The 24,533-nt window shown below is 39.0% G+C and carries 23 protein-coding genes; 12 read left to right on the top strand and 11 right to left on the bottom strand.

Annotated elements, in window-relative coordinates; genetic code table 11:
- Positions 1-68 precede the first annotated feature (68 nt).
- From rnjA to trhA, 3 genes are all read right to left on the bottom strand, one after another.
- Positions 69-1,742, bottom strand: coding sequence for a ribonuclease J1 (gene rnjA, locus CJ190_RS03795; protein WP_064293163.1), 1,674 nt, complete (start codon positions 1,740-1,742; stop codon positions 69-71).
- Positions 1,742-1,960 (bottom strand): DNA-dependent RNA polymerase subunit epsilon, encoded by a 219-nt coding sequence (locus tag CJ190_RS03800; protein ID WP_064293164.1) that lies wholly within the window; start codon positions 1,958-1,960, stop codon positions 1,742-1,744. The genes rnjA and CJ190_RS03800 overlap by 1 nt, the downstream gene beginning before the upstream one ends.
- A gap of 133 nt (positions 1,961-2,093) precedes the next feature.
- On the bottom strand, positions 2,094-2,771 hold the full coding sequence (gene trhA, locus CJ190_RS03805; RefSeq protein WP_082888680.1) for a PAQR family membrane homeostasis protein TrhA: 678 nt from the start codon (positions 2,769-2,771) through the stop codon (positions 2,094-2,096).
- A 174-nt stretch (positions 2,772-2,945) separates the two neighbouring features.
- Between trhA and CJ190_RS03810 the strand changes: the two genes are divergently transcribed.
- Complete coding sequence (locus CJ190_RS03810) at positions 2,946-4,103, top strand: YcjF family protein (protein ID WP_064293166.1); 1,158 nt, start codon at positions 2,946-2,948, stop codon at positions 4,101-4,103.
- 432 nt (positions 4,104-4,535) lie between these two features.
- On the opposite strand, the gene CJ190_RS03815 is transcribed toward CJ190_RS03810, so the two are convergent.
- The 3 genes from CJ190_RS03815 to CJ190_RS03825 form a co-directional block, all read right to left on the bottom strand.
- Positions 4,536-6,131 (bottom strand): ABC1 kinase family protein, encoded by a 1,596-nt coding sequence (locus tag CJ190_RS03815; protein WP_064292352.1) that lies wholly within the window; start codon positions 6,129-6,131, stop codon positions 4,536-4,538.
- A 212-nt stretch (positions 6,132-6,343) separates the two neighbouring features.
- Positions 6,344-6,610, bottom strand: coding sequence for a hypothetical protein (locus CJ190_RS03820; protein WP_064292351.1), 267 nt, complete (start codon positions 6,608-6,610; stop codon positions 6,344-6,346).
- A 19-nt stretch (positions 6,611-6,629) separates the two neighbouring features.
- Positions 6,630-6,923: a HesB/YadR/YfhF family protein gene (locus CJ190_RS03825; RefSeq protein ID WP_064292350.1), complete on the bottom strand. Its 294-nt coding sequence runs from the start codon at positions 6,921-6,923 to the stop codon at positions 6,630-6,632.
- A gap of 202 nt (positions 6,924-7,125) precedes the next feature.
- Here CJ190_RS03825 and CJ190_RS03830 point away from each other — a divergent pair, with 202 nt between their 5' ends.
- The 4 genes from CJ190_RS03830 to ltrA all read left to right on the top strand — a co-directional run bounded on the left by CJ190_RS03830 (position 7,126) and on the right by ltrA (position 11,859).
- Positions 7,126-7,881, top strand: coding sequence for an acyl-[acyl-carrier-protein] thioesterase (locus CJ190_RS03830; protein ID WP_064292349.1), 756 nt, complete (start codon positions 7,126-7,128; stop codon positions 7,879-7,881).
- 15 nt (positions 7,882-7,896) lie between these two features.
- On the top strand, positions 7,897-8,829 hold the full coding sequence (gene coaA, locus CJ190_RS03835) for a type I pantothenate kinase (protein WP_060778134.1): 933 nt from the start codon (positions 7,897-7,899) through the stop codon (positions 8,827-8,829).
- Between the two features lie 12 nt (positions 8,830-8,841).
- Positions 8,842-10,008 (top strand): AI-2E family transporter, encoded by a 1,167-nt coding sequence (locus CJ190_RS03840; RefSeq protein ID WP_064292348.1) that lies wholly within the window; start codon positions 8,842-8,844, stop codon positions 10,006-10,008.
- Between the two features lie 462 nt (positions 10,009-10,470).
- Entirely contained in the window at positions 10,471-11,859 is a 1,389-nt protein-coding gene (gene ltrA, locus CJ190_RS03845) for a group II intron reverse transcriptase/maturase (protein WP_257876541.1), read from the top strand.
- Between the two features lie 149 nt (positions 11,860-12,008).
- On the opposite strand, the gene CJ190_RS03850 is transcribed toward ltrA, so the two are convergent.
- Together CJ190_RS03850 and CJ190_RS03855 are read right to left on the bottom strand one after the other, a co-directional pair.
- Positions 12,009-13,808, bottom strand: coding sequence for an ABC transporter ATP-binding protein (locus CJ190_RS03850; protein ID WP_064293133.1), 1,800 nt, complete (start codon positions 13,806-13,808; stop codon positions 12,009-12,011).
- Complete coding sequence (locus CJ190_RS03855; RefSeq protein WP_064293132.1) at positions 13,798-15,534, bottom strand: ABC transporter ATP-binding protein; 1,737 nt, start codon at positions 15,532-15,534, stop codon at positions 13,798-13,800. Before CJ190_RS03855 ends, CJ190_RS03850 begins: the two co-directional genes overlap by 11 nt.
- Positions 15,535-15,917: 383 nt before the next feature.
- Between CJ190_RS03855 and CJ190_RS03860 the strand changes: the two genes are divergently transcribed.
- The 6 genes from CJ190_RS03860 (at position 15,918) to CJ190_RS03885 (ending at position 20,414) form a co-directional block, all read left to right on the top strand.
- Positions 15,918-16,925: a uroporphyrinogen decarboxylase family protein gene (locus CJ190_RS03860; protein ID WP_064293131.1), complete on the top strand. Its 1,008-nt coding sequence runs from the start codon at positions 15,918-15,920 to the stop codon at positions 16,923-16,925.
- Positions 16,915-17,769: a transporter substrate-binding domain-containing protein gene (locus CJ190_RS03865; RefSeq protein ID WP_064293130.1), complete on the top strand. Its 855-nt coding sequence runs from the start codon at positions 16,915-16,917 to the stop codon at positions 17,767-17,769. The genes CJ190_RS03860 and CJ190_RS03865 overlap by 11 nt, the downstream gene beginning before the upstream one ends.
- A 158-nt stretch (positions 17,770-17,927) precedes the next feature.
- Positions 17,928-18,620: an amino acid ABC transporter permease gene (locus CJ190_RS03870; protein ID WP_060778140.1), complete on the top strand. Its 693-nt coding sequence runs from the start codon at positions 17,928-17,930 to the stop codon at positions 18,618-18,620.
- 4 nt (positions 18,621-18,624) lie between these two features.
- Positions 18,625-19,314 (top strand): amino acid ABC transporter permease, encoded by a 690-nt coding sequence (locus CJ190_RS03875; RefSeq protein ID WP_064293129.1) that lies wholly within the window; start codon positions 18,625-18,627, stop codon positions 19,312-19,314.
- 12 nt (positions 19,315-19,326) lie between these two features.
- The gene (locus CJ190_RS03880) at positions 19,327-20,064 is read left to right on the top strand and encodes an amino acid ABC transporter ATP-binding protein (protein WP_064293128.1); all 738 of its coding nucleotides are present in this window, start codon (positions 19,327-19,329) and stop codon (positions 20,062-20,064) included.
- 134 nt (positions 20,065-20,198) lie between these two features.
- On the top strand, positions 20,199-20,414 hold the full coding sequence (locus CJ190_RS03885) for an ATP-binding cassette domain-containing protein (protein ID WP_064293127.1): 216 nt from the start codon (positions 20,199-20,201) through the stop codon (positions 20,412-20,414).
- Between the two features lie 72 nt (positions 20,415-20,486).
- On the opposite strand, the gene CJ190_RS03890 is transcribed toward CJ190_RS03885, so the two are convergent.
- Positions 20,487-22,118 carry an ABC-F family ATP-binding cassette domain-containing protein gene (locus CJ190_RS03890; protein ID WP_064293126.1) on the bottom strand — a complete coding sequence of 544 codons (1,632 nt, stop codon included), beginning with the start codon at positions 22,116-22,118 and terminating at the stop codon, positions 20,487-20,489.
- A 191-nt stretch (positions 22,119-22,309) separates the two neighbouring features.
- On the opposite strand from CJ190_RS03890, the gene CJ190_RS03895 reads away from it, so the two are divergent.
- A complete protein-coding gene (locus CJ190_RS03895) occupies positions 22,310-22,957 on the top strand; it encodes an HAD family hydrolase (RefSeq protein WP_064293125.1) in 648 nt (215 codons plus the stop codon).
- A gap of 105 nt (positions 22,958-23,062) precedes the next feature.
- Here CJ190_RS03895 and CJ190_RS03900 read toward each other — a convergent pair whose 3' ends face one another.
- Positions 23,063-23,632 (bottom strand): low molecular weight protein-tyrosine-phosphatase, encoded by a 570-nt coding sequence (locus tag CJ190_RS03900; RefSeq protein WP_082888676.1) that lies wholly within the window; start codon positions 23,630-23,632, stop codon positions 23,063-23,065.
- Positions 23,622-24,530 carry a Cof-type HAD-IIB family hydrolase gene (locus CJ190_RS03905; RefSeq protein WP_064293124.1) on the bottom strand — a complete coding sequence of 303 codons (909 nt, stop codon included), beginning with the start codon at positions 24,528-24,530 and terminating at the stop codon, positions 23,622-23,624. The genes CJ190_RS03900 and CJ190_RS03905 overlap by 11 nt, the downstream gene beginning before the upstream one ends.
- Positions 24,531-24,533 lie beyond the last annotated feature (3 nt).

The following is a 24,533-nucleotide window of genomic DNA, read 5'->3' on the forward strand; positions in this document are numbered from 1 at the left end:
AAAAGAAAAGGAGCGACTTCAGTGAAAGATTATTCACTGGAGTCGCTCCTTTTTACTTGCTCATTGGCTTAAACCGGCATGATAACTGGTAAAATCATTGGATTACGTTTGGTACGCTTGTGTAGGAAAGGATAGAGAGCGTTTTGAATACTATCACGGAGTATCTTCTCATTGACTTCCTTTCCGGAGTTGAGATGACCGATAACCGTGGTTTGAACAACTTTTTGAGCATCTTTAATCAAGTCACCAGATTCACGCATATAAATAAATCCACGTGAGACAATATCAGGTCCAGCGACTAATTCGTTGTTTTCAAAGTTAACCGTAACCACGACGATGACAATACCATCCTCGGAAAGATTATGACGGTCGCGCAGAACAATATTACCGATATCACCGATTCCCTTACCATCAACATAGACAGCATCAGCAGGCACCTTACCAGCCTCTCGCCAGGAGTCTTGGGTTAGGGCAGCAACTTGGCCATTATCATGGATAATAACGTTTTCTTCAGGAACCCCAACAGCTTGGGCGGTTTCGCCATGGACGCATAACATGCGGTACTCTCCATGAACAGGCATAAAGAATTTCGGCTTCATCAAGCGAAGTAATAACTTTTGTTGTTCTTGACTAGCGTGTCCAGAGGTGTGGACGTTATTAATTTTACCGTGAACAACCTCAGCTCCAGATTCTAGTAACTTATTAATCAGGTTATTGACACTGGATAAGTTACCAGGTATTGGGGAAGAAGAAAATACGACGGTATCCGTTGGGTGCAAGGTCACTTGCCGGTGGGTTCCATTAGCAATCCGACTTAGGGCAGCTAGTGGTTCCCCCTGAGACCCTGTACACATAATCATAATTTCGTTATCCGGATAGTCATTAATTTCTTTTGATTCAATGAAGGTGCCTTCTGGAATATTAAAATAGCCAATTTCTTGGGCATTGCGGAAGGCGTTCTCCATTGAGCGTCCAAAAACAGCGATTTTTCTGCCAGTGTTGACCGCTATTTCTATAGCTTCACTTAACCTGGAGATATTAGAAGCGAAGGAAGCAAAAATGATTCTGCCTTCGATTGGTGTCATAATATCTTTCAATGAATTGGACACATAGTGTTCAGACATGGTCCAACCAGGAACTTCGGAGTTGGTTGAATCAGCTAATAAGAGTAAGAGCCCTTCATCACCGATACGAGCCATTTTGTGCAAGTCTGCATGCTTACCAATTGGAGTAAAGTCGAATTTATAGTCTCCTGTGAAAGCAACTGATCCAACGGGAGTCTTTACTAAAATTCCCTTGGCACCAGGAATTGAGTGGTTTACTGTGAAGAATGAAACGGAAGTTTTATCAAAATTAATCACAGATTCATCATCGATTTCATGTAAAATCGCATCACCTAATAAACCGTGTTCTTCTAATTTGCCGCGAATTAAAGCCAGAGCTAATTGATCGGCATAAATAGGAAAATTCACTTGTTTTAATAACCAAGGAATCCCACCAATATGGTCTTCGTGACCATGAGAAACAAAGATTCCTTTTACCTTATCTTTATTCTCAATCAGATAGCTATAATCTGAAATAACATAATCAATGCCAAGTAATTCATCATCAGGAAATTTAACCCCATTATCCATAATAATGATTTCGTCTTGGTATTGGACCACGTACATGTTCTTTCCAATTTCGCCAAGACCACCTATGGCAAAGACATAAACTTCATTATCTTTTACTTCAAAACTCATTATTTATCAAACTCCGTAAGATGGAAATCTGGGCTTTTTTGTTCATAGGCCAGATGGGCTTCATCTAATGCTTGGATGTGTTCAACGAGATAAGGGGTATTTTCTCGTAATTGTTGGCGTACATCGATAATGCTATCGGACTCGATATAGAGTGCTTGAGTTTTTTCACGAATAGGTGCTTCGTTAGCTTTTTCTTGATAAGTCACCTTAAATATCATAAAATTCTCCTTTTCTAGTATAAATTAGCTTGTTTATTGGAATTGAATCAATATCGCTTGTTCTATTTTAGCATAATGACAGAGTTTTGCCTAAATAAAGTTGTTCCAGTAAGCTCCTGCTTCATTAGGCGTCTTAAACATAAAAATAAATCGAGATAAATTGACAGGCTGTCCCTAATAGAACAAATAGGTGCCAAATTGTATGGAAATAGACATATTTATGATCGAAACGATAGAAGGAAGTTCCTAGCGAATAAAAAAGTCCTCCGGCTAAAAGCCATAGAAGGCCAGCAATAGATACAGACTGGATGATTGGGTAAACAATAAAGACAGCAAGCCATCCCATACTTAAGTAAATGTAGGTTGAGTATTTTTTCAACCATTGCCGTTTGTAGATTTCACAATAAAGACCTAAAGCCACAATCAACCACTCGATGAAGAAAATTAGCCATCCCAGGGAGTTGTTCAAAGCAATTAAACAGAAAGGGCTATAAGAGCCAGCAATAAGAAAATAAATACTACAATGATCAAAAAAGCGGAAGACTGGGGCTACCTTGGTGAAATATAGGGCATGGTACATGGTTGAGAAGAAATATAAGTTAATCATCGACAAGCCGTAAATGGTGTAGGCTATTAGCCGGTTAAGTTCTTGAAATTGGAAAGCTTTGTTAATTAAAAGTCCCGTACCAATTAAGGCTAACAGTAAGCCGATGCCATGGCTAATCGCACTAAAAATTTGACTTGTTACTTGATAGGATCGCGAATTCAATATCTGGGGATTTGAAAACAAGAGGTTTGGTTGCTTTTCCATGATCATCCTACTTTCCATTAAGCTCACTTTATAATTATATAATAACACAAGTCCTTAATCGGTGTCGGATGAAGCAAGGGTGGCGTTTTTGTTACAAGCTGTAGTTAAAGTCGTCCTAATTTATCTTTAATGGCGTCTTCTGCTATAATTGTAGGGAACTGAGGAGGTAGCAGAATGGCTTTTAATCCTAAAAACTTTGATTTTTCACTCGCTGATGATTTACTTAACCAGGCCGGTGATACTATTAATGAAATGGAAAAAATTGAAATTCTCGTCGTTGGAAAAACTGGTGTAGGTAAAAGTACGTTAATTAATAATATCTTTCGAGAAGAACTAGCTAAAACGGGCGTAGGAAAACCCATCACCCAACATATTCAAAAGCTTAGTAAAGAAGACATGCCCATCAATTTATATGATAGTCGGGGCCTAGAGCTTTCAAAAGAAGTGCAAAAGCAAATTAAAGAAGAAATTAATGCTTTACAAGCTGATCTCACTAAAGAGGGCAGCCATTTGCACGCAGCTTATTACTGTATCAATGCGAATTCTCAACGGATCGAAGAAATGGAAATTGACTTGATTGAGCAGCTCGCTGACCATATGCCAGTTATTGTCGTTTTGACCCAGTCAATTGGTGAAGCGGGTGATACCATGAAGGCTTATATTGAAAGTCTTCATTTACCCATTCAGGGCGTCATCCCAGTCATGGCAGCCGATTACAGAATTAATGATCAAGTTACTATTGAAGCTTTTGGCTTGGAAGACTTACTTAATTTAACTTTCCTAGTCATTCCAGAAAATGTTCATCCCGCTTTTACCAATGCTCAACGGATTGATATTAAACGGAAGGCCAAGGCTGCTCGCCGTTGGGCAAAAAAGTCAGTAGCCATGACTTTTGGAGTCGGTTTTTCCCCGATTCCTTTCTCTGATGCCACTTTGCTCGTGCCAATCCAAATTACTATGCTAGCTAGGATAACGGCTATTTTCGGCATCTCTATGCAAAGTAAGCAAGTTATAAGTATCTTAGGGGCAGTGATAGGGACTGGTGGAGCGACTTATATTGGTCGAACCATTGCCTCAAACTTGGTGAAGTTTATTCCAGGTTTAGGATCTGCCTTAGGAGGGCTTATCTCGGGCTCGACTGCTGCTATGGTAACAACTGCCTTAGCTATGTCCTATATTGAAGTATTAACTATTATTGCTGAATCGGAGGCTAAGGGCGAAGAAATTTCACTTGAAAGTCTTAATAAATTAATGAAAACACACTTTAGAAAACGCCTAAGACGCGGAAAGAAGGATAAAGACTTTCAAGATGTCGAAGATATGAAAGATTAATCGTCATGTGAAGAGCGTGAGATTAGCTTTTTATCGATTGACTAGGCATGTTAAATGGTTAAGAGGGGAAAACCAGGAGGCTGAGCCAAAATCCCTGGCCTCTTTTTAAAATACGAACTATCTAACTAAAAACGTGTTCCAAAAGTCAGCCCTGACGTCCACTTCATACAGGGTGTGAGACTTGGCATTTAGACTTGGATGATTGGAGCAAGTCAGAATAAAAGCGAAGCATTCGCTTGTTTCTGACTTGTGAAATCACTCCAAGTCTGCCAAGTCGATCCCAACTACGAACTATGTGCAATAAGCTTCGCCTATTTTCCATAGTTTGTTCCAGTTGCTATAGCTGTTCGAAGCGCAAGCGAGTTACAGATATAGTATGCGTAGCTTTTCAGGGCTCTTTTGACTTTTGTCACACTCTCTTAATATTAACTATTATTTTTTTCGTGAACGTACAAAGGAATAGAGTAGATAGAGCCCCAGGACTACTCCCATGACGAAGAATAGTAGGGCAATATTGCCGGCATAGCGGCTATTGTTTTGGGAAACGATAAAGCCAGATGAGATGATTATCGCTGACAGAATGAGGGCTGTAACAATCCGATTAATGATCTGATTAAGTTCTTTAGTTAACTCTTTAATTTCTCGCATTGAAATATTTATTGTCGTACGGCCTTTAATGAATTCAGAGAGGGCCTGGTTAGCTTGCTGGGGGAGAGAAATACCCGACCGCAATAAACGAGTGGATTCGCGGAGCAAGTGATCCTTGTTTAGTAAACGACTCTGTTCTAATAAGGAGTGGTGGAAGGTAAAATCCATAAAAATGGACATAAAGTCAAATTCAGGATTCAAAGATTCGCAGATGCCTTCAAGGATAATCACGGTTTTACTTAACTGGACGAATTTGGTGGGAAAGGTTAGCTTATATTTCAAAGCTGTTTTCATGACTTCTTGGAAGATTTCGCCGATATCGATAGCCTCCAAACCGGTGGTAAGGTAGCGATCAAATAACCACTGAACATCCTTATACAGGCTATATTGGTCAGTAATCCGCGGCCCTTTACAAATGATTTGGAGGAGGCGGACTAATTCATCAATATCCTTAAAAGCCAGGGCCTCTAATAAATTAATTAATAATTTTTGATCAGAAGAGGAGAGTGATCCCATCATGCCTAGATCAATAAAATATATTTTTTCTTGGCTAATGAGGATGTTTCCAGGATGGGGGTCAGCATGGTAAAAACCATCCTCAAATACTTGGTAAAGGAAAGAATAAACCAGCTTTTCGGCGATATTATTCAAGTCATAGCCCAATTGTTTTAGTTTTGCGACATTGCCAATAGAATCACCCTCAATATAATCCATTACTAATACTTTATGAGTGGTTAACTCCTCATAATAAGTAGGCACGCAGATTAGGGAACGCTTTTCATGATTGCTTTGAAAACGGCGCATGTTATTCGCTTCATTTAAGAAATCCATTTCTAAGAGACTTTGCTGACGAATTTCCTGGAGAATAGCTACGGGGTCAGAGATAATATTGGTGAAAATGGTAGGAATTTTATTGATGACATGAATAAATAGATCAATATCAGAGATTAATTGCTCTTTAATCTGGGGGCGTTGGATTTTAACCACGACTTCTTGTCCACATTGTAATTGGGCACGGTGGATTTGGGCAATAGATCCAGTAGCCAGGGCTTTTTTATCAAAAGCAGCGAAGCATTGTTCAGGATCTTCTCCCAATTCTTCTCTAATAATTTGCTCGGCCTCTTGATAAGGAAAGGGAGGGGCAGAGTGCTGGAGCTTTTGCAATTCCAAGATGTAGGGCTCAGAGAGGAGGTCATTTCGAGTGGAGAGTATTTGGCCGATTTTAATAAAGGAAGGCCCCAAGGCTTCAAAAGCCTGTCTTAAATTTTTAGCACTTTCCTGGACATCCAGTTTTTTAAAACTACGCTGGTAAACTTCCCCAAAACCAAAGTTAGCTAAAACTTGAATGATTTCACTTAAGCGATGTGTTCTACTTGCCATGCGATCACTTCCTAAAAAAGATGGGTATCAATAATTACTCGGCCCAGTCTTGTTCTAGTAAAAGAAAAAAATCCTCAATGAGTTATTTACTCTTGAGTGACGCCTAAGCCAAATATTTATCCTTGAATTCTGATTAATCAGTTATTTTCTGTGGCGAGCCAGCCTTATGAAAAAACGCTTACCTAGTAGATAAGCGTTCAGAAAACGTTATTTTAGATCTCATTTAATTTTTCTGATAACTGGTTCACTTGGTCAGATAAATTATCCACTTGTACTTGCAAGGATTCGATTTGTTCTGAGAGGGATTGTTTATGAGCTCGGTCGGTAAAGCTACGTTTTAAGTCTTCAGTCAGTTCTTTACCTTCTTGGACGGTTATCTGCCCCTTATCAATGGCCTGTTTGATCATTTCTTGAGCCTTCTCCAAGGTTAGGCTGGTTCCACCGACAGCAGCTAAAAATAATTTCTTTAGATTATCCATAATTGATTGCCCCTTTTAATTAGTCATCAACAAAAGTAAATAATAATTTTTCTTCTTCTTCATCGTAGTCAACTTCTAGAGAGTGATCATTGTAGAACCAAGCATCATCTTCTTCAGCAAAGAAGGTGATGCCATCGATTGTTTCACTTACCAGGATTTTTTGCGGTTGACTGACTTGAACCATAACCGATACACCTTCATGAATGTTGGTTTTCCCATAGACTTTACTGGTGAAGCGGACAGCATCCCCGGAACCTAAATCCATATCTTCTTTGAAAAAATTTAATGCCTGATCACTAATTCGAATTTGCATATTTTCACTCCCCTGTATCTTTAAACTAGCTCCATTATAGATGAAAAGAGAATACTTGACTAGTCATAGGCTTGGACTTCAAAATGCCTGAGTTTATTAGAGCTTTTCCTATTTTCTTATTTATTTATAGGACAGTTAAATGCTATAATGAAAGTCGATATATTCTAAATGTTCAAGTACAATTTTGTGAAGAAGGGGTTCAATGCTAGCGTCTTATCAAAAAGATATTATTATCAGTCAGGATCAATGTGATCAAGAAGGTCGTATTCAGATTAAGAGCCTCATTGCTCTCTTTTTAGCCCTCTCTGCTGACCACGATCAAGACCTAAAGCAGGCCGGACTTTGGTCGCTGGACTCGCGTTATATCTGGGTAATTGTTGAAAATCAGTTAAGCATTAACCGTCTAGCAGAATGTAACCAATCAGTCACTGTGACCACAGAGTTGGCAGGGGCTAACGCTTTCTTTGTAAAAAGAAGCTTTAGCTTAGTTGATCAAGAAAAAGACCTTTTAGCCAAGTGTACCATGGTATATACTTTGATTGATTTTGTCAGTCGTCAAATTGAACGGGTTGATACGGACTCCTTAGATGCCAAGTTAGGGATTGATGTTAGCAAGCGCATCCGTTTGAATAAAATTAAATTTTCACCAACAGGGGATGCCGATTTGCTAAGTGAATTCTTGGTTGATCACCAGGCGATTGACCAGAACAAGCATGTTAACAATTTAGTCTATCTGGATTGGATATTTAGGCAAGTAGGTCAAGAATTTATAGAGAGCTGGCAGGTGAAGGATTTGACCATCATCTATAAGCACGAGCTCTATGAGGGGGATCGCGGCTGGTTAAAATCAGAAATCAATCAAGCAGGCGATAAGCAGCTATTGACCAAGCATAAAATAGTATCCTTTGATGACAATATTCATGCAAGTGTTGAAATATGTTGGAATAGAAAAGACTAGTAAGGGGTTTAGGAAATGGCTTTCAATAATATGTATCATATTATTGATCGTGACGATTGGCATGCTTATCGTGACGAAATTACATCTGATATTAATGTGAAATTAACCGAAAAGCAATTAGAGGCCTTGCTTGCTTTTAATGATCATCTGACTTTAGAAGATGCTAATGATATTTATCAGCCTCTCACACAATTAATTAGTATATACTTTAAAAACTATCAAAGGTTGATTAGTGAACGCAATCAATTTTTAGGAATCAATGATAAAATACCACCTTTTATTATTGGCATATCGGGAAGTGTTGCCGTTGGTAAAAGTACTACAGCGCGTCTATTGCAACTCTTTTTATCGCAATTTTTTCCCTATTTAGATGTTGAATTAATTACTACCGATGGTTTTTTATATCCTAATGAGCAATTAGAGCATTGGGATTTAATGCACCGTAAGGGCTTCCCGGAAAGCTATGATATGCATGAATTAAAGAAGTTTTTCATGGCTGTCAAGAGTAACAAGCAGCGGCTCAAAGTGCCTTTGTACTCTCATGAGAGTTATGACCGGATTAATGCCTACCGGGAAATTAAGTCCCCCCATATTTTAATTGTTGAAGGAATCAATGTCTTACAATTTGTCGGATCAGATCAGTTTTTCATTGGTGAATATGCTGATCTGTCCATTTATGTGGATGCTGATACTGAATTAATTGAAAAATGGTATATGGAGCGTTTTATTTTACTTCGTGAAAATGCCCAGAGAGATCCCGCTCACTACAACCAACGTTATAGTAAGATGTCATTAGACGACGCTTTACGTTCAGCTAAACGGACTTGGGAAAACATTAATTTAGTTAACTTGGAAGACTATATTTTACCCACTCGAGATCGGGCAGACATAGTTATTCATAAAATTGAAAATCACTATATTGATTCAATTAGAATGCGACGCTATTAGGAGAAATGAAAAATGAATTTTGAAAAGAATTGGATAAAAGTTTTTAGTGGAATAGCCATTCTCTTGGCGGTCCTTTGGATAATGAATAATCTAAATATTATCAGTAATTTTATGGGCCAGATTCAAAATGTAATTAGTCCATTTTTAGTTGGGGCAGCAATTGCCTTTATTCTATCGATTCCGGTAAATTATATTGAAAAATACTTAAAAAAAATCAATTATTTTAAGACACACCGAAAAACTTTACGCGGCTTAGCCATTGTCCTTTCCTTAATTCTTATCGTCTTATTGATATACTTTTTAATTTTCTTAGTCCTACCTGATTTTGAGGATACGATTACTTCATTCATTTCTATCGTGCCTACAACTATCAGTCAAGTCATCTCTAAGGTCATGCGTTTTATTGACCGTCATCCTGAATTAGTGACTTATATCCAACAATTGGATATCAATTTAAATAATTTAGCCCAAAGAGCTATCGCCTTCGTGCAATCCTTAGCTACCAATTTACTTTCACAAACCTTTACTATCGGTATTGGCCTGGTGAATAGCCTGTTTAACTTATTTATTTCTTTGGTTTTTGGAATTACTGTGGTTTCGGCCAAGGAAACTTTAACTAGGCAAGTAAAGAAAGTTATTTATGCTATTTGTAATTTACCTTGGGCAAATTACTTAGTCAATGTGGGCAAGTTAGCCAATGATGTTTTCACTAATTTTGTTAGTGGCCAGGTACTTGAAGCTTTTATACTCGGAATTATGGTTTATATTGGCATGTTAATTTGTAATTTTCCTTATGCTTTAACTATTTCAGTGATAATGGGAGCTTCGGGTTTGATTCCGATTTTTGGAGCGATCTTCGGAGCAGTTGCTGGGGCCTTGCTAATCGTTGTGACTAGTCCAACCAAAGCGATTTTATTTATCATCTTTATTACAGTTGTGCAACAACTGGAAGGAAATATTATTTATCCTCGTGTTGTTGGGGGGAGCGTTGGCTTACCTGGCTTATGGACCCTGGTCGCTGTGACTGTGGGCGGTGCTTTCTTTGGTTTACCAGGAATGTTACTCAGTGTCCCTACGGTATCGGTAATATACCAACTAACAGCAGCCACCATTAACCATCGACTGGATCTGAAAGAATTAGATATCGAAACTTGGAGCGCAGAAATCGATCCTAAATAAGAGAAAAAGGCTGGAACAAAATTCCAGCCTTTTTCTTATGGTGGTGCGCCTGGCATGGGCGACAACTAGGTGGTGAAAGTCCACTACAGACCTTTGCAGTAGGAACTGTTAGCTAAAGACAAGGGTGTCCACCGTGAGGTGGAATCTGAAGGAAGTTGGAGGCAAATACTTGCACTGACGTACAGAAACTTCATAAAGAAAGGCTGTCAAAAGATGGATGAGCTTGCCAAACAAAGTGAAGTCCAATACTGCACGAATCTGAGACAGTAGATGAAGCAGTGACATGAGTAGAAAGTTGTCGTTCTTACCCAGGGAGATCTCACAGACGGCGCAGGAGTCCCCTTATAAGAAGCCGGTCGAAAAAGGTTTACTGTGAGAAGTCAGCCGAAGTCATAGTAGTTTCCTAAGGAAACGAAGGACTGAACAATATCAATGTTTGATTAGATGGGAGGTAGCTCAATTATGGGAAAAGCAGAAAAGTTGCGAAAGCAACGCAGCCTACAAAGGCATAAGGTGGAACCTGAAAAGTATGTAGGTGCGCTTAGTAATTCAGCTATTGAATATATGAAAAGACATGATGGGTCTCTAATGAGTCTCGTCGTCAGAGAAGAAAACCTCATGCGAGCGGCTCAAGCGGTTCGAAAGAACAAAGGAGCAGCTGGTATTGATGGGGTTTCCGCGAAATCTGCGGAAGCCGAAGTAAGGAAGTACCTCAAACCCTTACAACAGAAACTAATAAACGCGACATATAAACCTCAACCGGTGAAACGGGTAGAAATTCCCAAAGCCAATGGGGGAGTTCGTCAATTAGGCATTCCTGTTGTCAGGGATCGGATTGTTCAACAAGCCATTCGACAAATTATTGAACCAATCATTGATCCTCAACTATCATCAAATAGCCATGGCTTTCGTAAAGGTAAGAGTGCACATAGTGCACTGAAACAGTGTGTCGAATATTACGAAGCCGGCTATAAAATTGTCGTTGATTGTGATCTCAAGAACTGTTTTGATAATTTTAATCAAGATAAGATGATTAACTACTTAGAAGGAATGGTTAAAGATCCGGCAATATCACGTATTCTCAGACGTTTTATGAGTGCAGGTGTTATTGATATGTCTGGTCAATTCATTGATAGTCATACGGGCACCCCCCAAGGGGGTGTCATCTCACCGCTTCTATGTAATGTTTATTTGAATGAACTGGATAGAGAATTAGAACGTCGTGGGCATCGTTTTGTGCGCTATGCAGATGATTTTGCGATTTTCGTTAAATCAAAACGTGCAGGCGAACGGGTATTAAAGAGTATTACTACTTACATCGAGAAAGATCTTCGATTAACAGTTAACCATGAGAAGAGTCAAGTGGGTTCGCCAACCCGTTTAAAATTCTTGGGTTGCCTTATCATGCCTACCCGAAAGGGTTGTCGTTTTCGTCCGACGTATGAAGCAAAGAAGAAATTCAGAGCAAAGTTAAAACGTCTGACAAGTCGAAAGCGACCAGGCACCTTTAAAACCATTGTAAAAGAGATCAACCAAGTGACACAAGGTTGGATCAACTATTTTGGAATAGGTTATATTAAAACTTATATTGAAGAAATAGAACAATGGTTAAACCATCGCCTAAGGCAACTCATTTTGAAGCGATGGAAAAGCTGTCAAACGAAGATTGTACGCCTCATGCGGTTAGGATTAGATAGTAATAGTGCGAAACGTATTGCTTTCTCACGTAAGAAATATTGGCGTCTATCTAAAACACCGGAGGTGCACAACGCTCTGACAACAAAAAGACTCCGCCAGTGGGGATTAAAATCATTAACCCTCCTGGCGGAGTCTGCCTATTTAAGATATTGAACCGCCGTATACGGAACCGTACGTACGGTGGTGTGAGAGGTCCTCTGTCCGATTAACGGACAGAGTCCTACTCGATCAATATTTTAATGTTTTTTAGTGAAGCTTGCAGCAGAAAAACTTATAGTCATCGTTATTAAAAAATGATTTCACTAATAGCCCATGTGAATTTCTGCGGCACTTTCTTGGTTAAACTGACTATTGTAAAGATCAGCATAGAAACCGTCTTTGGCCATGAGACTATCATGGTTACCGTGTTCGATAATATCACCATTTTTCATAACTAGTATGATATCAGCATTACGGATGGTTGATAGACGGTGGGCAATGACGAAGCTGGTCCGGTTTTCCATGATGCGGTCCATTGCAGATTGAATTAATTGTTCCAAGCGAGTATCAACCGAGGAAGTTGCCTCATCGAGAATAAGAATATCAGGATCAGATACGATCGCCCGGGCGATGGTCATGAGTTGCTTTTGACCTAGGGAAACATTACTTCCTTCTTCGTTAATTTCCATATCATAGCCCCCAGGTAAGGTCCGAATAAAGTGATCGACATTGGCTATCTTAGCAGCATCAATCACTTCATAATCACTAGCTTCTAGATCACCAAGGCGAATATTTTCACGGATAGTATCTGTATAAAGCCAAGCATCTTGTAAGACCATCCCAATATGGCTTCTCAAATCATGTCGGCTGATGTCTTTGATATTAATGCCATCAATATTAATTGACCCGTCCAGGACATCGTAGAAGCGCATGAGCAGGTTAATCAGGGTGGTCTTACCTGCTCCAGTTGGGCCAACAATGGCAACTGTTTGACCGGGTTCTACGGTAAAGGATACATCGTGCATTAAGATATTATCCTCATCATAGGCAAATTTCACATGGTCAAAGCTAACTTGTCCTTTAATTGTTAGAGGAAGATGTTCAGTGACTGGCTTTTGGTAAACCTCTTCTTCATCAAGGAAGGTGAAGATCCGCTGACTGGCCGCTACGGCACTTTGAATCACTCCGATGAGTTGGGTGATGGTTTGGATGGGTTGGTTAATTTGCCATACATATTGGACAAAGGCTTGTAAGTTACCAATGGTTAATTGTTGGATAAAGACAAAGTAAGCACCGAGGCCAGTGATTACAATATAAGCTAAATTAGAAATAAAGCTTAAGATGGGTTGGAGGATTTCAGCTAGGAATGCGGCTTTAAAGCCAACTTCTTGCAGATTTTGATTACGCTTTTCAAATTCATCAACCGACTCGGTTTCTTTGTTATAGACCTTTATTTCGGTGTAGCCGGATAATTGTTCTTGAGTATAGCCAAAGAGGTGTCCCAATGCATCTGCTTGTTTTTTAAAGATTGGCTGAGAGTAATTCAAAATAGATTTTGCACTCAAGTATGTAATAGGCATAGAGACGACACTAACCAAGGCCAGCTTCCAATGCAAAATAAACATACTGATTAAGGCAAAGCTAATTTGTAAAACGCCGGTTAATAGGGGAAGAACTGATTGCTGGAGGGCGTTGGATAAGGTATCCACATCGTTAGTCATTCGGCTAAGAATATCGCCCGTTTGATTTTTATCGAAATAGGAAACTGGTAGACGATTTGCTTTATGACTAATGGCATTACGCAAATCATAAATCGAATGCTGCACGACATCAGTTAACCAGTATTGACTGAGGTAAAAAGAACCATGGTAGAAGATTCCCCGTAGAAAGTAAAGGGCCATGATCTTTAATAAGTAGTCATAGTTAATCCCAGCTCCTGGCACATTGTTCATGATAGCTAATATATTTTTAGAGATTTCAGTAATAGCTAAACCTAGAACAATCGGTTCAAGGACATTTGATAGACATAGAACGATTGTAAAAATAACACTTAAACTGAACTTAAAGCGGTAGGGAGAAATAAAGTGCCAGAGACTCTTCATTAATTGACGATTATTCTCCATATTCTAATTCCTCCTTAGTAAGTTGTGATGAAGCAATTTCGTAATACAGCGGAGAAGACTTTAATAGGTCTTTGTGGGTGCCTTTCGCGGCTATTTGACCATGGTCTAAAACGATTATTTGATCAGCATTAATGATGGTGCCGACTCGTTGAGCAATAATAATCGTAGTAGCGTCCTTAGTTTCTTCCTTAAGCGCTTGGCGTACAGCAGCGTCGGTTTTATAATCCAAAGCGGAAAAACTATCATCAAATATATATATTTCCCGGTCCCCAATAATTGAACGGGCAATGGATAGGCGTTGGCGCTGGCCACCTGATAAATTAGTGCCGCCTTCGGTCAGTTCGGTATGATAACGAGTTGCCAGCCGATTGATAAATTCACTAGCTTGTGCGATCGAAGTCGCATGGTCCATGTCCTTCTCGTCAGCATCAAACTTCCCATAGCGGAGGTTGGTGGCAATTTGACCAGAGAAGAGATTGGCCTTTTGAGGTGTATAACCAATTTTAGAACGTAAAACTTGCAAGTCTAAGTCGCGGATGTCGATACCATCGAGCTTAATTTCACCACTGGAGACATCGTAGAAACGGGGGATTAACTTCACAATGGTTGATTTTCCTGAACCCGTAGAACCGATAAACGCGATGGTTTCACCTGCTTTTGAAGAGAAACTAATATCTCTTAGAACTGGTTCGTCTGCATCAGGATAGGCAAAATCGACATGGTTAAATTCTAAGCGTCCACTACCATCAGTCTCCATAATCGGATTTTTAGGGTGAGGGACGGTTATTGGTGTATGCATGACTTCATTGAGGCGCCCAGCCGAAACAACTGCTCGTGGATACATCATAAAAATATTAGCAAAAATGGTTAAGGAGAAGAGGGCTAGCCATACGTACTCAATAAAGGCGACTAAGGTCCCTACCTGAACACTCCCCCTAGCGGCAAAACCGGCACCAAACCAGACGATTAATATGATGGTAATATTCATGATTAAAGAAAAGAGAGAGGGCGTAATGGCCATGGTTTTAAACAGACGGCTAGAATATTGCCGGTAAGTATGGTTGACTTCTTCAAAACGTTCTTCGAAAAATTGTTCCCGGTTAAAGGCACGTACGACTCGAGTACCAGTAATATTTTCTCTTAGAATTCGGTTAATACTATCTAAAGTTTTTTGTTGGGCACGGGAAATCGGTAAGGTTAGCCAGGCAATAATAATAATCATGGCCACTATCATAGGTGCCACAGGAAAAACATACAAACCTAATTCGGGTGAAGTCCGTGTAATCATATAAATACTGATAATGATCATCACTGGTGCAGTTGCCAAGGTCCTAAGAGTCATTTGAGTAAATTGCATGAGGATAAAGGCATCGGAAGTCATCCGGTTGGTTAAAGAGGGCACCCCGTAATCTTGAAACTCGTGATGAGAAAGCTTAAGCATCTTTTTAAATAAATCATTACGCAAATTCATTGTCATCATCGTTGACAACTTACTAATAAAATAAGAGCCAAAAATCTGTCCAGCAATCCCTAAACAAGAAATAAAGAGCATAATTGCTAGGAAAAAGTATAGGTTGGATAAATCACCTGGTATTAATGCGTTATCAATAATCATTGCTAACATGGTCGGTAAACCCAGGTTAACCACTGAAAACATCAACATACCCAGGAAGATAAATACTAACTCTTTCTTAAAGGGTTTGATATAAGACCAAATATATTTCATAAAAACTCCCCTCAATAGATAAACCATTTACCATCTAAAAGACGGTAGAAAAATTAGACAATAATTGTTTTCACACTAAATATATAATAAAAAAAGAAACATTGATAGCCCCATTTATCTGCTTCCCAGTCTAGGATTATGCCTAACTTGGAGGCCTTTTTTATTGTAATCAACTCAAGGAGCCGGCGAACATATTTGATCGAGCGGGAGTGTATCAGATTTGATCGAAAGATAGATTATCATTTTTAACTTAAAACTATTGATTTTTAGGTCGCCCCTAACTAATATTAAGTCAATAAAAAATATAACTTACAAAAAATTAGTTAAACTTCAGTTTTATCTATTTGAAGAATTGGAGTTTTACTAGTAAGGAGGAAAACAAAATGAGTAAGAAGGAATTAGTAAAAACAGTCTTTGATGGCCATCAAGCTGAGCGAACACCGGTTGGTTTCTGGCACCACTTCGTAGAAGATGTTTACCATGCTAATGCGTTGAAAGATGATCAAATCAAACCAGCTAATTTGGCTGGCCACCAACAATTTCTTAAGGACATTGAGCCTGACTATATAAAAATAATGACTGATGGTTATTTTCAATATCCTAATGAAAAGTTACAAAAAGCTGATCATTTATCGGAAGTTGGAGAAATTGAACCGCTAGCAAATGATGATCCTTGGATTCAAGAACAAATTCAGTTTGCCAAGGAGGTCGAAGCCCTACATAATAACCAATTGTATAGTTTTTATAATATTTTTGGCCCATTAACAACCTTCAAAATTTTATATGATGACCAAGATGAACGTGTCAGCCGGTTCTATCAGGAAGATCCTGAACTTTTCGCAAAAATTTTAAAAGTCATTGCGGGAGATATTCAAAAGGTCATTGAAGGAATCTTATCAGAGACTACCGTTGACGGAATCTATTACTCTACCCAAGATTTACAAACCAGTGATTTCACTGACCAAGACTTCATTGAACTGGTTAAGCCATTGGATACTGCTTTATTAAATCGTGCTAAAGAACTTAAACCTCACCATATCCTCCATGTTTGTGGTTACTTAGGCGCCCATAACCGATTAGAAAAATTTGCTGACTACCCAGCCAGTGCGGTTAATTGGGCAACTGGGCCGGAAAAATTATCAATAGAAGACGGCAAGAAGATTTTTAAAGACAAGGTGGTTGTGGGTGGTTTCCAAAATACTGCAGACGACCTCATTTACAAGGGAACAGAGTCAGAAATAAAAGCTTATACCAAGGAGCTCATTAAAGAAGCTGGAGATACGCCTTACGTGATCGGAGCAGATTGTACCATTCCAGCAGATACACCAAAAGAACATTTTGAATGGGTTCGCCAAGCAAGTATAGAGGAGGCAGCTGAAAATGAAAAATAAAAAATTATTCATCGGTATTTTAGTGGCAGTAGTCGTTGTATTAGCTAGCTTCTTAATCAGAAACCGGAGTAATGAACCAAGTAAAGAAAATGCACGTAATGTGAAGGTAGCTTTTTGGCAGAATTATTATCCCTATAATTTCGTGAATGATAAGGGTGAGGCTGATGGATATGAGGTTGCCGTTTTTAGAGAAGTTGAAAAGAAGTTGCCTCAGTACCACTTTGACTTTGTCCCCACCTCTAATGAAGACTTACTCATTGGATTAGAGTCAGGTAAGTATGACGCAGGGATTAAGGGATGCTGGTATACCGATGAGCGGGCTAAGAAATTTATTATCCCTAAAAACTATCATGGGGCGAGTGTGATTGGCTTGACCATTCGTTCCGAAGATAAGGATAAATATAAAAACATCGATGATTTCGCTAAGGCTAAGGGGAGATTAGTTCCTATTTCGCCACAAAACGGTCAATATGATGTGATTCAAGATTATAATAAAAAGAATCCTGATCATCCTATTGATTTGGTGCCTGCTGATCAGTTTGACTTATCTGATGCCTATGGTTGGGTGCTTGAAGGACGTTATGATGCTTACTTCTCTATTGATCTATCCTATAAGAAGTCTGTAGAAGATGAAGATGGTCCTTACCATGATAAAGCTGATCAATTAACTTATGTCACTTATAAAGGGATTCCAATCTATCCTTTATTTGAACGGACTGATGAAAACGAACAATTAGTCAAAGATTATGATCAAGCAATTAAAGAACTCCGTGAAGATGGTACATTAGAAAAATTATCCCAACAATACTTAAATAAAAATGTATTTGATTATATTAAAGATTAAAATGGCAATCTGATGTAAGACGAGGATGTGTTACTTAGCCCTGATTAAGTCTAGATGAAATGAAGTCTTCTGAATAATAATTTTCAGAGTAAGCAGTCAGTTCAATCTAAGTTAGCAGGGCTATTGCCATTCACTGACTAGTGTAGAAAGGAGATAATATGGTTAATTTTGATGTGAAATCCATATTCCCTTTATTTAAGGAATTGATACCATTTATACCAGTATCATTATTTATATTAATTATTTCCTTTACCCTTGGCAATTTACTAGGAGTTATTCTAGCTTATGGCTTAGAGGCAAAGCAAAGATGGTATCAGCAAATAACGAAGACTTATATATTTATTATGCGCTGTACGCCACCGATAGTGATGATATTTTTAGTGTTTTATGGTTTACCCCAGCTATTGAAGTGGTGGCTTAAGATTAACATTCATGATTTCTCTCAAGCAGTCTTTGTCATTATTGCCTTAACTTTGTTATATGGAGCCAATATTTCTGTTGTGTTCAAAGCAAGTTATGATGCGGTCAATAAGGGACAAAGAGAAGCTGGCCTAGCCTTGGGCCTGTCAGAAGCTAGGACTTTCTTTAGAATCATACTGCCTCAAGCCTTAAGGATTGCCCTACCAAATATTGGTAACTCGACGGTTTCTTTATTAAAAAACACTGCCCTAGCTTATACCATTGGATTAATTGATGTCATGGGGGCAGGGCAATTATTTATTAATCGAAATATGGGTAATTTTTCCTTAGAAACAGATTTGGCAGTAGCCATTATTTATTGGATTATTGCTGGATTAATTATGGTTTCTATTCATCTATTAGAAAAAGAAATTTCTAAAGGGGAGGTCTAGGGCGATGAATTGGGATTTTATTATTGATACTTTTTTTGCTTCCTTAAAAGGAATTCCTGTGACCCTTAGTATTATGCTTGTAGCGGTAATATTTTCTATCGCTCCTGCTTTATTGTTTGCCTTAGCATTACAGAAGGAGCTGCCTGTTATCAGTAAGTTTATTCAAGTTTACTTAGCGATCATACGTGCTACTCCCTTAATTGTTCTTATTCTTTTCTTTTACAGTTTACTGCCTAGCCTTTTAAATCAGTTCACCAATTTAATTCATGTTAAGGTGGATGTCTTTAATTTTAATCCGATTATCTATGCCTATATTATCTTCTCCTTAATTGCGCTCGCTTCCTTAACCGAGATCTTCCGGTCTGCCTTAATGGCCGTTGATTATGGTCAGTGGGAAGCAGCCCTAAGTGCCGGTTTAAGCCCCTGGAAAAGTTTTGAAAGAATTATTTTTCCCCAATTGCTTAAGGTTGCTTTACCTTCATTTATTAATTTAATTATTGAACTGGTTAAGGGAACTTCTTTAGTTTTTGTGATGACGGTGCAAGATATCACAGCTATTGCCAAGACTGCAGCAGCCTATTCCTATAATTTTACCAGCGCTTATATTGTTATCTTTGTTATTTATTTAATACTTTGTGGCTTAATTCAATACCTTGGACAGGTCATTAATAAGTATTATCTATCTCATGCCTAGGAGTGATTAATGATGTTGAATGTTAAAAATATCCACAAATCCTTTCTTGGTCAAAAAATATTGAAAGGAATCGATTTAACGGTTGATTCCGGAGATGTGATTGCTATTTTGGGCCCTAGTGGGTCAGGAAAGACCACCCTTTTACGGTGTTTAAACTTCTTAGAAAAGGCAGATCATGGTGAATTTGGCCTCTTAGGAGAGCATTATGACTTAAGCAAAATTACTCGAAAAGAAATTTTGAAAATCAGACAACATATTGGTTTTGTTTTTCAAAATTATAATTTGTTTAATAATAAAACGGTTTTAGAAAACCTGCTAGAACCCCTGGTCACAGCGCGAGGCTGGGCAAAGGATGAAGCAGTGGCTCGAAGTGAAGAAATCCTTGACTGGGTAGGGATGGCTAAACTCAAGGATCGCTATCCTAATCAACTCTCTGGTGGTCAACAACAAAGAGTGGGGATCGCTAGAGCAATTGCACCTAGTCCTGATCTCATTCTGTTCGATGAACCGACTTCAGCTTTAGACCCGGAATTAGTCGATGGGGTTTTAAATATCATGACTGAACTTGCTAAAAAGGGAACTACCATGGTCGTTGTGACCCATGAAATGTCCTTTGCTAAGAATGTTGCTGATCATATTATATTTATGGAGCAGGGAGAAGTGATTGAAGAGGGCGATCCTTATACTTTCTTTAATGCTCAGAAAAATCAGAGAGTTCATAAGTTTCTCAATGTCTTAGATCGCTTTTAAGATAATGAGTTTATCAGAAGACCGCAATAGCTTACGAGATTAGCTATTGCGGCTTTTTAGATAAAACTATTCTGTTTATAAAACGTCTATTTTGTCATAGATCTCTTTGATTAATGTGGTGACTATACGACTATGTGGATGATGTTTTAAACTGGATTACCAAACTGGCTGACAAAGGCACGACTATGGTAGTAGTTACGCACGAGATGTCCTTTGCTCGTCATGTTGCTGACCATATTGTCTTCATGGCCCAAGGAAAAATTATCGAAGAAAATGATCCCCTAACTTTCTTCCGGCAACCCCAAAGAGAAAGAACCCAACATTTTCTTGAGGCAATAGCTAGCTATTAAATGAGAAGACACTCAAAAAGCCCAAAAGCTTGTAAGGTCCTTTTGGGCTTTTTGAATGTCATTATTCACTTGTTAATCTTGGTATAAGGCATTAACTCTGGCTTGGGTATCTTCGTTATTGAGATATTCTTCATAGCCGGTGTCAATCCGGTCAACTAAGCCGTTAGGACTGACATGAATCACCCGGTTAGCAATGGTTGAAAGAAATTCTCTATCGTGGGATGAGAATAATAGGACGCCTTTAAAGCGGATTAAGCCATCATTCAAGCTGGAAATCGATTCCAGGTCAAGGTGGTTAGTCGGATTATCCATTACTAGGACGTTAGCCTTAGACAGCATCATTTTAGAGAGCATACAGCGGACTTTTTCGCCCCCAGATAGCACATTAACGTGTTTATTCACGTCATCACCGGAGAAGAGCATCCGTCCTAAGAAACTTCTCAAGAAGGTATTGTCTTGTTCCTCAGGCGTCTTAGCGTATTGGAAGAGCCATTGTAATATTGATTGGTCACTATTTTCAAACTCTTTTGAGGTGTCACGCGGCAGGTAACTTTGACTGGTGGTAACCCCCCACTTGAAGCTACCAGAATCCGGCTCCATTTCACCCATTAAAATTTGGAAAAGGGTAGTGACAGCGACATCATTGCGACTGACAAAGGCTACCTTATCATCATTTTTCAGGTGGAAGGTAATATTATCTAGTACTTTGACGCCATCAATTGTTTTAGAGAGGCCTTCCACGGTCAAGACATCATTACCAATTTCGCGTTCTGGTTCAAAGCCAACATAGGGATACTTACGGCTAGATGGTTGAATATCATCGAGCTCGATCTTATCCAACATTTTCTTACGAGAAGTTGCTTGCTTGGATTTGGAAGCATTGGCTGAGAAACGGGCGATAAAGGCCTTTAATTCTTTAACTTTTTCTTCTTTTTTGGCATTGGCATCAGCTTGTAATTTTGCTGCTAACTCACTGGATTGTTTCCAAAAGTCGTAGTTCCCCACGTAAAGTTTAATTTTACCAAAGTCAACATCACAGATATGGGTACATACTTGGTTTAAGAAATAGCGGTCATGGGAAACCACGATAACTGCATTAGGAAAGTTAATAATATATTCAGCTAGCCATTCGATAGAATCCGCATCTAAACCATTGGTTGGTTCATCGAGTAAGAGAATATCAGGATTTCCAAAGAGGGCTTGAGCTAAGAGTACCTTAACTTTATCGCGTTCTTCGAGTTCACTCATCAGTTGATAGTGTTTGTCTTCTGCAATTCCTAAACCTTGGAGTAATTGAGAAGCTTCAGATTCAGCCTCCCAACCGTTCATTTCCGCAAATTGGGCTTCAAGTTCACCGGCACGAATACCATCCTCTTCGCTGAAGTCACTTTTTGCATAAATGGCATCTTTTTCTTCTCTAATTTGGTAAAGTTCTTTATTCCCCATAATAACTGTATCAATTGGGGTGTATTCTTCAAAGGCAAAGTGGTCTTGGTTTAAAACCGAAATGCGTTCGTTGGCTTCTTTACTGACTTCACCAGTAGAAGGGGCAATTTCCCCAGACAAGATTTTAAGGAAGGTAGATTTCCCTGCTCCATTGGCACCGATAATGCCATAGCAATTTCCGGGATTAAATTTTAAATTGACATTGTCATAAAGTTTGCGGTCAGAAAAATGTAGGCTAACATTTGAAACTTGTAACATGATGATTCCTCACTTTTTTTGATGATCGAGTAGCTTCAGTCACTCATACTGACTAATCATAACGAATTAAAACTTTGATTGCAAACAGTAAATGAGAAGATGAAGCTCTAATTTGTTCTCATAAGGGCAGTGTGATATGATAAAAAATGTAAGCGATTTATATAAATATATGAAATGAAGGAAGTGACCCAGTGAAATCAGTTGTTATCTTTGATATGGATGGAACCCTAATTGATACAGAATCTGTTTACCTTAAGGCCTATCAAGAGGTTTTTCAAGCGCGAGGAATAGAATTTACCGATCAGGAATATATCGACCAGCATGCCGGTCGAACAGCAGCAGCCTGCCTACAGGCCCTAGTGGAAAAAACGGGCAGCCAAGATTTAGCCAAAACGCTTTTCGATGAAGCTGAGCAAAGATTTGTTGAAATTGAGGCTGAATCTGGTATCGACAATAAAGCCGGTTTACTAGAGACTCTCGAGGCTCTTAAAGACATGGAAGTTACCATCCATGTGGCTTCTTCCAGTAATCATTCAGAAGTGATTTCCAGGTTAAAAGGAGCTGGAATTAGTTCCTACATCGATGGTTTTACTTCTGGTGATGAAGTTACACATTCTAAGCCTCATCCTGAAATCTTTTTAAAGGCCTTAGAAAAGACAGGTCAAAGTAAGGACGACGCTTTAATTATTGAAGACTCTGTAGCGGGGGTTGAGGCTGGCTATCGATCAGGGATTGATACCATCATGGTTCCTGACTTAGTCGCAGCTAGTGAGAAGAATAAGGCTCAGGCGCTTGCCATTGTTGACCGCTTAGATGATATCCTTACCTATGTTAAATAAGCTGATCAAAGCACTTTGCTAGCAGTGTGAAATATCAGTAAATTGAATAATTTTAGTCTATTTTATGCAAAAGCGACAGGGTTCTAATTCCTGTCGCTTTTGTGTTTATTGAATTTTACTATCACTGGCTGATTGATTCATTGTATTATTTTGGAGGTAGTGAATAATTTTATCAGTTCCTTGGTCAATTTGTTGGTAAGTGGTTTGAAAGTCTTTGGTTAACATCGGATCATCAACGTCAGCCTGGTCTTCAAGGAAATTAGAGAAGGGCACGATTTTAGAAAAATAACTTTCTCCCAGACGCTCTCTAGTGGCATCATAGATGGTAGTGTCCATACAGATAATCAAGTCGAAACGCTTAGCATCCATGGGCTTGAGTAGGCGACTCTTTAGTCCTTGATAGGGTATTTGATGTTCCTTGAGCAGCTGTATTACACGAGAATCCGCCTTATCACCATTGCGCCAATTTTCAATGGAAGCTGAGTCAACTTTTATGGATTGAGAGAAGTGAGCTTGCTTAATTTTTTCACGTAGCAGGGCTTCTGCTAATGGGGAACGACAAATATTAGCCAGACATACAAAAAGTATGCTTTTGCCTTTTGGGGCAATTATTTTTTGCCAGCTAGACTTTAGCCGCTCTTTAAGCTTCTGCCAGTTAGGGGACTTAGTCGCCATAGGGTGCTTTTTCCCATTGCGTATTAGTCTGACTCAAATCCAGGCTTTTATAGATAGCATCAGCGACCCCGCCTTCGTTATGAGAACCGGTGACATAGTCAGCGATTTCTTTAACGGCGGGATCAGCATTAGCCATGGCGAAGCTATAGCCAGCCATTTCCAGCATTTTTAGATCATTCAAATTATCCCCAATAGCCATGATATTTTTAGGATTATAACCATGGGCTTGGCAGTACTTGGCGACAGCCCCACCTTTATTGGCTGTCTTAGCAGAAATTTCCAAGTTTGACTTAAAGGAAGAGGTGATATAAATGTTATCATAACGCTGACTTAATTCCTGCTGAATCGGGTGGAGAACTTGAGGTCCCTTTTCATGAATAAAGACTAATTTGAGGATGTGCTGGCCTTCTTCTTCAATGAGGGCAGTTAAATCATCAATATATTCAATCGAGTTAACCTCATTCGATTGGCTGGCCCGACTAAGGGTTTCTTCAAAGCTCAATTCAGGGGACATTCTTTGAATCATATCTGCAATATAATGAAGGCGTTGGTGCTTTGAATTGGAGTAGACGTTCTTTGAGGTCATGGCTTCCATGTAATAGCCATGTTCGAGTCCATAGTGAATAATCTCTTTAGCGACTTGGTCATCTAAGTCAATTTCATACTCTACCTCACCTTCTCGGTCAAAAAGAATGGCACCATTTAAACCGATAATCGGGCAACGAATACCGGCTTCGTCTAATAGTACCTTGGCTTCGTGGAAGTTTCTTCCGGTAGCAACGATAAATGGGATACCTAATTGGTAGGTATGCATGATGGCCTCACGATTGCGTGGGTGGATGTGCATGGTCCCGTCCAATAATGTTCCGTCCATGTCAGAAACAATTAATTCCAGCATAAA

It is taken from the genome of Aerococcus loyolae (genome assembly GCF_002871915.2).
GTDB lineage: Bacteria > Bacillota > Bacilli > Lactobacillales > Aerococcaceae > Aerococcus > Aerococcus loyolae.

Excerpts from the sequence above, each read along its gene's own strand:
- CJ190_RS03840 (WP_064292348.1), top strand. The coding sequence starts at position 8,842 with ATGAATTTTGAAAAGAATTGGATAAAAGTTTTTAGTGGAATAGCCATT.
- CJ190_RS03905 (WP_064293124.1), bottom strand. The coding sequence starts at position 24,530 with ATGCTGGAATTAATTGTTTCTGACATGGACGGAACATTATTGGACGGG.
- CJ190_RS03855 (WP_064293132.1), bottom strand. The coding sequence starts at position 15,534 with ATGAAATATATTTGGTCTTATATCAAACCCTTTAAGAAAGAGTTAGTA.
- CJ190_RS03825 (WP_064292350.1), bottom strand. The coding sequence starts at position 6,923 with ATGCAAATTCGAATTAGTGATCAGGCATTAAATTTTTTCAAAGAAGAT.
- CJ190_RS03880 (WP_064293128.1), top strand. The coding sequence starts at position 19,327 with ATGTTGAATGTTAAAAATATCCACAAATCCTTTCTTGGTCAAAAAATA.
- CJ190_RS03815 (WP_064292352.1), bottom strand. The coding sequence starts at position 6,131 with ATGGCAAGTAGAACACATCGCTTAAGTGAAATCATTCAAGTTTTAGCT.
- CJ190_RS03820 (WP_064292351.1), bottom strand. The coding sequence starts at position 6,610 with ATGGATAATCTAAAGAAATTATTTTTAGCTGCTGTCGGTGGAACCAGC.
- CJ190_RS03870 (WP_060778140.1), top strand. The coding sequence starts at position 17,928 with ATGGTTAATTTTGATGTGAAATCCATATTCCCTTTATTTAAGGAATTG.
- coaA (WP_060778134.1), top strand. The coding sequence starts at position 7,897 with ATGGCTTTCAATAATATGTATCATATTATTGATCGTGACGATTGGCAT.
- CJ190_RS03830 (WP_064292349.1), top strand. The coding sequence starts at position 7,126 with ATGCTAGCGTCTTATCAAAAAGATATTATTATCAGTCAGGATCAATGT.
- CJ190_RS03810 (WP_064293166.1), top strand. The coding sequence starts at position 2,946 with ATGGCTTTTAATCCTAAAAACTTTGATTTTTCACTCGCTGATGATTTA.
- CJ190_RS03860 (WP_064293131.1), top strand. The coding sequence starts at position 15,918 with ATGAGTAAGAAGGAATTAGTAAAAACAGTCTTTGATGGCCATCAAGCT.
- CJ190_RS03890 (WP_064293126.1), bottom strand. The coding sequence starts at position 22,118 with ATGTTACAAGTTTCAAATGTTAGCCTACATTTTTCTGACCGCAAACTT.
- trhA (WP_082888680.1), bottom strand. The coding sequence starts at position 2,771 with ATGGAAAAGCAACCAAACCTCTTGTTTTCAAATCCCCAGATATTGAAT.
- CJ190_RS03865 (WP_064293130.1), top strand. The coding sequence starts at position 16,915 with ATGAAAAATAAAAAATTATTCATCGGTATTTTAGTGGCAGTAGTCGTT.
- CJ190_RS03900 (WP_082888676.1), bottom strand. The coding sequence starts at position 23,632 with ATGGCGACTAAGTCCCCTAACTGGCAGAAGCTTAAAGAGCGGCTAAAG.
- ltrA (WP_257876541.1), top strand. The coding sequence starts at position 10,471 with ATGGGAAAAGCAGAAAAGTTGCGAAAGCAACGCAGCCTACAAAGGCAT.
- rnjA (WP_064293163.1), bottom strand. The coding sequence starts at position 1,742 with ATGAGTTTTGAAGTAAAAGATAATGAAGTTTATGTCTTTGCCATAGGT.
- CJ190_RS03850 (WP_064293133.1), bottom strand. The coding sequence starts at position 13,808 with ATGGAGAATAATCGTCAATTAATGAAGAGTCTCTGGCACTTTATTTCT.
- CJ190_RS03800 (WP_064293164.1), bottom strand. The coding sequence starts at position 1,960 with ATGATATTTAAGGTGACTTATCAAGAAAAAGCTAACGAAGCACCTATT.
- CJ190_RS03875 (WP_064293129.1), top strand. The coding sequence starts at position 18,625 with ATGAATTGGGATTTTATTATTGATACTTTTTTTGCTTCCTTAAAAGGA.